General features: G+C 58.7%; 5 protein-coding genes and 1 pseudogene. All 6 read right to left on the reverse strand.

Annotation, left to right across the window (positions count from 1 at the left end):
* Window positions 1-246: 246 nt before the first annotated feature.
* A pseudogene (locus AC13D8_RS06415) lies at window positions 247-354 on the reverse strand (DUF302 domain-containing protein); the annotation flags it as partial.
* Window positions 355-683: 329 nt separating this feature from the next.
* Window positions 684-1,601 (reverse strand): DMT family transporter, encoded by a 918-nt coding sequence (locus tag AC13D8_RS06420; protein WP_482968159.1) that lies wholly within the window; start codon window positions 1,599-1,601, stop codon window positions 684-686.
* A 105-nt stretch (window positions 1,602-1,706) separates the two neighbouring features.
* Window positions 1,707-2,633, reverse strand: a complete 927-nt coding sequence (locus tag AC13D8_RS06425) for a cation diffusion facilitator family transporter (protein ID WP_482968160.1) — start codon at window positions 2,631-2,633, stop codon at window positions 1,707-1,709.
* A gap of 99 nt (window positions 2,634-2,732) precedes the next feature.
* Window positions 2,733-3,434, reverse strand: a complete 702-nt coding sequence (locus AC13D8_RS06430; protein WP_482968161.1) for a copper resistance protein B — start codon at window positions 3,432-3,434, stop codon at window positions 2,733-2,735.
* Window positions 3,435-3,459: 25 nt separating this feature from the next.
* Window positions 3,460-5,355: a copper resistance system multicopper oxidase gene (locus AC13D8_RS06435; protein WP_482968162.1), complete on the reverse strand. Its 1,896-nt coding sequence runs from the start codon at window positions 5,353-5,355 to the stop codon at window positions 3,460-3,462.
* A 206-nt stretch (window positions 5,356-5,561) separates the two neighbouring features.
* The gene (locus AC13D8_RS06440) at window positions 5,562-5,873 is read right to left on the reverse strand and encodes a hypothetical protein (RefSeq protein WP_482968163.1); all 312 of its coding nucleotides are present in this window, start codon (window positions 5,871-5,873) and stop codon (window positions 5,562-5,564) included.
* Window positions 5,874-5,979: the final 106 nt, after the last annotated feature.

Consider the following 5,979-nt stretch of genomic DNA (forward strand, 5'->3'; position numbering starts at 1 on the left):
CCGAGACCTCTTCGGTGACCCACAGGTGGATCGGCGCAAAGGCAACGAACAGGCCCGCACCAATCGCGCTTGGGCCAAGCTTCCCGCTAGCGATCCTGCTGACCCGCGTTCCATAGCTTGTCATGCGGCGTGCCGTCCTCATCTTCACCGGCGTTGCGGCCGAGCCACCGCAACTCTAGTCATTCCAGTAGATGGAAGCGCAAGCCATTATCTGGAAAGGTTTCAGTCACGCGGCGTCAACGGCCTCGCGCCAACGTGCGGTTCGATTTCGATGGCCTCGTGCGCCATTTTTGGGTTGCAGGCGCCAAGGATACGATAGCGCTCCTTATCGACGTCGATCTCTTTTCCGGTCGTTTTGGGCATAAGCGGCCCAACCAACTGCGGTTACAGCGGCCACCGACAGACCGAGAAAAGAGTGTCGTCACATGGTGACCTCCTTTGTTCCTGAACTACCATGCCGATATGAGATGTCCCAAGGCCCGTTTTTCACACGGATTCGATTTGCTGCTTGCCAAAGGCAGCTTTGACAACCAAATGCGAATGACCACACCGGTTTTTCTGAAATCCCCACAATCGCCCGGCCTCGCCTTGACCGATCGCCTGCTGAAACGCGCTGGAAGAACTGGAAGGTTAGCGCGAGGCGCGGTGGCGTCCTTACTCTTTTGGAAGCTCCACAGCGTGGGTCACCCGGCGCACTGACAGGGATGGGCCGCGATATCGGGTCGATCACGGGACATCATCCATGTCAGCAGAAACCCGGCCAACAGCAACAGCCCGCCGCCATAGATCATCCCCTTTGCCGGCATCTCGGCAAAGACCAAGAACCCCAGTGTGCTCGCGACGACCGGCGAGACGATGATATCGACGAGGGAATAGACGTTCGCGTTGAGAGTCTTGAGGACGATGGAGATGCCGAAATAGGCAAATCCCGTAGATACCAACCCAAGCGCCAGCGCCCAGACACCGGCAGGCACGACGATGCCCAGCCTCTCGTTTTCCGCCGTGCCCAGCACGTCGCCGGTGCCGTAAATCAACAGCGCCGGCGACAGGACGACCGCCGCCGCAAGCATCGACCACGCGATATCGTTGCCCGTCTCTGACTTGCCCTCGTATCGCATGTAGGTGATCATCGCCGCATAGATCGCGCCGTCCGTCAGCGCGACGAGATTGCCGATCATGTATCCACCTGAGAGGGGTTTGGCGAGGACGATGCCGACGATGGCGATACCGAAGACGAGAACATGGCCCAAGCCTGCCTTCTCGCCGAGGAAGATCGCCGAGAATATAAACGTAAAGAAGGGCGCCACGCTCCAGAAAATGACGGCATTGGCAATCGGCACCAGCGTCATGGCGTAGTTGAAGACACTGATCTGCGTCGCGATAAGAACACCGATGACGATGGTGTCCTTCAAATTCCCCCAGGGCAGGCGGATCGGTCGGCCGGTGGCGACTGGCAACGCGAGCATCAGGAAGGCGGCCGCTGTCAGGATCGCGTAGAAATTCAACGTCTGAATCGGGATTCTGCCGTCGGTCAGCTTGACGAAGACACCGATCGTCGCCTCGGACAATGTGATCAGAAGCAAAAGAAATATGGTTTTCATGTCCGGCATCCGATCAGGTGACGTCTGTGAACAAAGCGCCCGAATGTGCCTCAAGAGGCCCGTGAGTGCCGCGATACGGCAGACACGGGCGCGCGTCAGGAGCGGCTAGGCGTGATTGTGATTCTCGTCCGCAGTTATGTCGATGGCTTCTGCGCCGCTTTCATCGAGGCAGCGGTCCTCGACCTGCAAGGTGACGAAAAAGAAGCCAAAGCGCTTGCGCAACATACTATGGGCTATCTTCAGTGTCTCTTGCGGATCGGCCCCTTGCCGGACACGCAGGTGAGCCGAAAAGACATATTTGCCGCTGGTCAGTGCCCAGGCGTGGACGTGATGTGCGTCCGCGATGCCGTCGATTGCCTCCAGGTTCCGCGTGACCTCGCCAAGGCTAACGTCGCTCGGGGTACCCTCCATGAGCAAGTGGATGGAATCACGCAGGATCCCCCAGCTTGCCCAAACCAGAACGAAGCCGAAAGCCATGCCGAGAATTGGATCGATGAGCAGAAAACCGGTGAACTTGATGACCAGTGCAGTGATGATGATCAGCAGACTCCCGACGAACGTCTGAATGATGTGCCAGAGCGCGCCCTTGACGTTCAGATCGCTCTGGCTCTGCTTCCAGATCAACCCGAGCGAGATGAACTCGGTCACAAGGCCGCCAGCCGCTGCCCACAGCATTGGCCCGGTCGGCAGATCAATAGGAGACCCCAGACGCATTGCAGCCATCACGATCACCACGATCGCCATGGCAAGCAGGAAACCGCCATTGACCAGCGCGCCGATGATTTCCGTGCGATACCAGCCAAAACTGCGATCCTCATCTGCCGGACGGCGGGCGAGTCGCGCTGCAATGATTGCCACGAGCACACCCCCCACTGCGGAGAAGGTGTGGAACGCATCCGAGATCACCGCGATGGAACCGGTCCAGAGGCCGATTGCCATCTCGATGACGAAATAGACACCTGTTAACCAAGCTGAAATTGCCATGCCACGACCGCTCTGCGGCATGTGACCTGCGTGTCCCTGTCCGCTCATCATGGTCTCCTTTCCAGTTTGGTTCTTAAACTTTGGCGCATCTTCTGGGAAAAAGGATATCTTCGGGCCGCCCCGGCCTACAACCGGAGCGGCCTATTCTCAGAACATCAGACGCGTGCCGATCACGATGGCGAACGCATCCGTATCCTCGCCATTGGCGCGGAGAATGTCCTTTGTGTCGCCAAACGAGGCTTCGTAGTTCACGCCGATATAGGGAGAGAACGCGCGGTCGATGGCATCGTAGCTGAGTCTTGCTCCGATCTCTACAACTGCGCCGCCCGCGCCCCGGTCGCGCGCCAGATCATCCTTGAGAGGCAGATCAACCTCTATACTCGGGGTGAGGATTAGCCGATTGGTCAGAAGCGCCTCATACTCCGCCTCGAAACGGAAGAAGGGATGATCGGAGACAAAGAGATCGGCATCGATCTCGAACCACTGCGGTGCGAGGCCCTTTACGCCCACCACGCCAGCGTAGCGGTCGGGAGCACCGTCCGGCGTGCCTGCATAGGCGCCCACCACGGCGTCGAAAAACGTCGAGACCGGAAACTGCAGACGCAGCTGGTTTTCCAGCTTCTCGAAATCATCCGATGTGAGACCAAGTTCCGCCTCGCTGCGCCAGACGAATTTCATCTCATCCGACCCCGCCAGAGCGTCAAAATCCCAGACCAGGGCGTCCTCGCCATCCATCGAGCGATATTCGAATTGCTCCGCTTGAAAGCCCCAGATCAACGGTTCGGCCTGTGCAACCTGAGCAAAGGGAAGAAGAAAGCCGGCCAGTCCGGCCAGTTTGAAACATTTCATCATGATTTTCCTTTTATTGACTGGCTCAGGCTGGACGCCCCTTGACCACAACCTTGCGAAACATGCCGCCGTCTGCGTGGTAGGAGAGGTGGCAGTGGAAGGCCCATTGCCCAGGGGCATCGACTTCGACCTCGATGTCGGAGGTCACTCCGGGCTGGACACTCACCGTATGCTTGATGGGATTGCGCGCGCCCTGACCGGTATCGACGATCGACCACATCCCGTGCAGGTGCATCGGATGAGCCATCATCGTTTCGTTGATGAACCGGATACGCACGCGTTCGCCGTAGTTGAGGACGATAGGATCAGCGTCGTCGAATTTCACATCGTTGATCGACCAGATGTAGCGCTCCATGTTGCCCGTCAGACGGAGCTCAATGGTGCGCGACGGAGTGCGGTTCCGATAGAGCGGTCGTGCGGCGCGCAGATCGGTGTAGGACAGGAACTTCCCGCCGTTATAGGCCTTGGGTGTCAGCCCGCTGCCAGGCGCGTAGAACGGGTCGTCACCGTTAGACATCGCCATGCCGGAGCGGTTCATCCCGTTCATGCCAGGCGCGCTCGAACCGGACATCTGCGAGTTATCCATGTCCTTCATCGCAGGTTGTGCCGACGGCTCCATGTCGGAATGGTCCGCGCCCTGCGTGGCCGAACGGTCCATCGCCTGCGGTGTCGATGCACTTGCGGCACCCATGTTCGAGTGATCCATGCCGGTCATGTTCTGCATGCCGCCAGCGCTCTGCATGACGTTATCACCCATATCCATGCCCCCCATCATCCCGCTCATGTCGGCGATGGTGAGCAAAGGCTTGGGCCGGAGCGGTGGCACGGCCCCGGCATGGCCCTCTTTTGGCGACAGGGTTCCGCGCACGAGAGCGGTGCGACCCATGGACTCGGCAATGATGCTATAAACCTTGTTTTCCCGCGGCTGGACGATGACGTCATACGTCTCCGCCACGGCAACACGCAGCTCGTCCACCGTAACCGGTTTGACGTCGTTGCCATCAGCCTGGACCACGGTCATCTTCAAACCCGGGATACGCATGTCGAAATAGGTCATGGCCGAGGAATTGATAATCCGCAGGCGGACCTTCTCACCGGGCCGGAACTGCCCTGTCCAGTTCTGCGAGGTGCTGCGCCCGTTGATCAGGGCGGTAAATCCCTGCACATCCTCGATGTCCGTCGGCATCATCCGCATCCGGCCCCACATGCCGCGATCCTTGAGCGCCGCCTGCAGGCTGTCCTGACGCGAGTCCTCGATCAGCGTCTGCAAGGTGCGTTGCGAGCGGTTGTAGTAATCCGGCATCATCTTGAGGTTGCGCATGATCCGGTTGCCGGGATGCGGGTGCTTGTCGGCCAACTGCACGACATAATCGCGATCGGCCCGGACCCGTTCACCGTCACGCGGCTCGATCACGATCGCCCCGTAGGCACCGTCGGGCTCCTGAAAGCCCGAGTGGCTGTGAAACCAGTAAGTGCCAGCCTGTTGGATCGGGAACCGGTAGGTGAAGGTGTCACCCGGAGCAATACCGTTGAAGCTGATGCCTGGGACTCCGTCCTGTTGGAAGGGCAGGATCAGGCCGTGCCAATGAATCGAGGTGCTCTCGCGAAGGTTGTTGGTCACGTTGATGGTGACTTCCTCGCCCTCCTTGAAACGCAGGGTCGTTGGAAGCTGGCTCTTGTTGTATCCGACCCCCATTTTCCGAAAGTTCCCAGTATCGATCCGAACCCGGTCGACAGTGATGTCATAAGTCCCTTTCGACGTGATCCTGGGCGATTCATGCGCGCGCAGCACCGTCGGCATGGCGAGTGCGGCAGCCGCGGTCAAACCGAACTGACGCCGGGACAGACCTGTTGCCAGATGTTTCGACGAGCTGAGCGCGGTATCGGAAAGCGCGCGCTGTTTTCCTTGGAAGAGTCGCATACTCTTCTCCCCTTTTGATGATTGACGTGAAGGTTCGCCCGAAAAGGGCAGATATGGATTTGCTTGAGGAGGAGTGTTCCCGCGAGCGCCGGAGGTGTTCAGACGCGGCCCCAACCGGGGCACTCGTCAGACATTCACACCCATTCAAACTTGGGCGAGAACCGAGACCGCAAACGCAAGCTGCAGGAATGGAAATCGAAGCTTGTTCAGGCTCGCGGCGGGGGCGAAGAAGCTTCTGGAGTCAAGCTCTCGGCGTCGACTGCGTGTGACCGGTGATAGACATGTACGACAAAGAGTTTCAGTCCGGGCAATGCATGGTCCACGTTAGAAAAAGTGGCGCAGTGTATCATCATGCCCGGGCAGCCAGGGATGGCATCGTCCGACACAAGATGTTGGCCACAATCACGCACATCCATCGCGACGACGTCACTCTGATCTTCGTGCGGCGAGCCAGCTTCAGATCCTACAAATGGCATAGCCGCACCCATCAGGAAGATGAGCGACAGAATATGTGCCATTCGTGTCAGTCTGAAAAAACGCATGGGTCCCCGTGGCCTCGTATCGTCGTAAAAGAGCGCGATTGCCGCGAAAGATCAAGGATACATTTCGTTACAATAATCTCGC

Source organism: Roseovarius sp. B-10 (assembly GCF_056859295.1).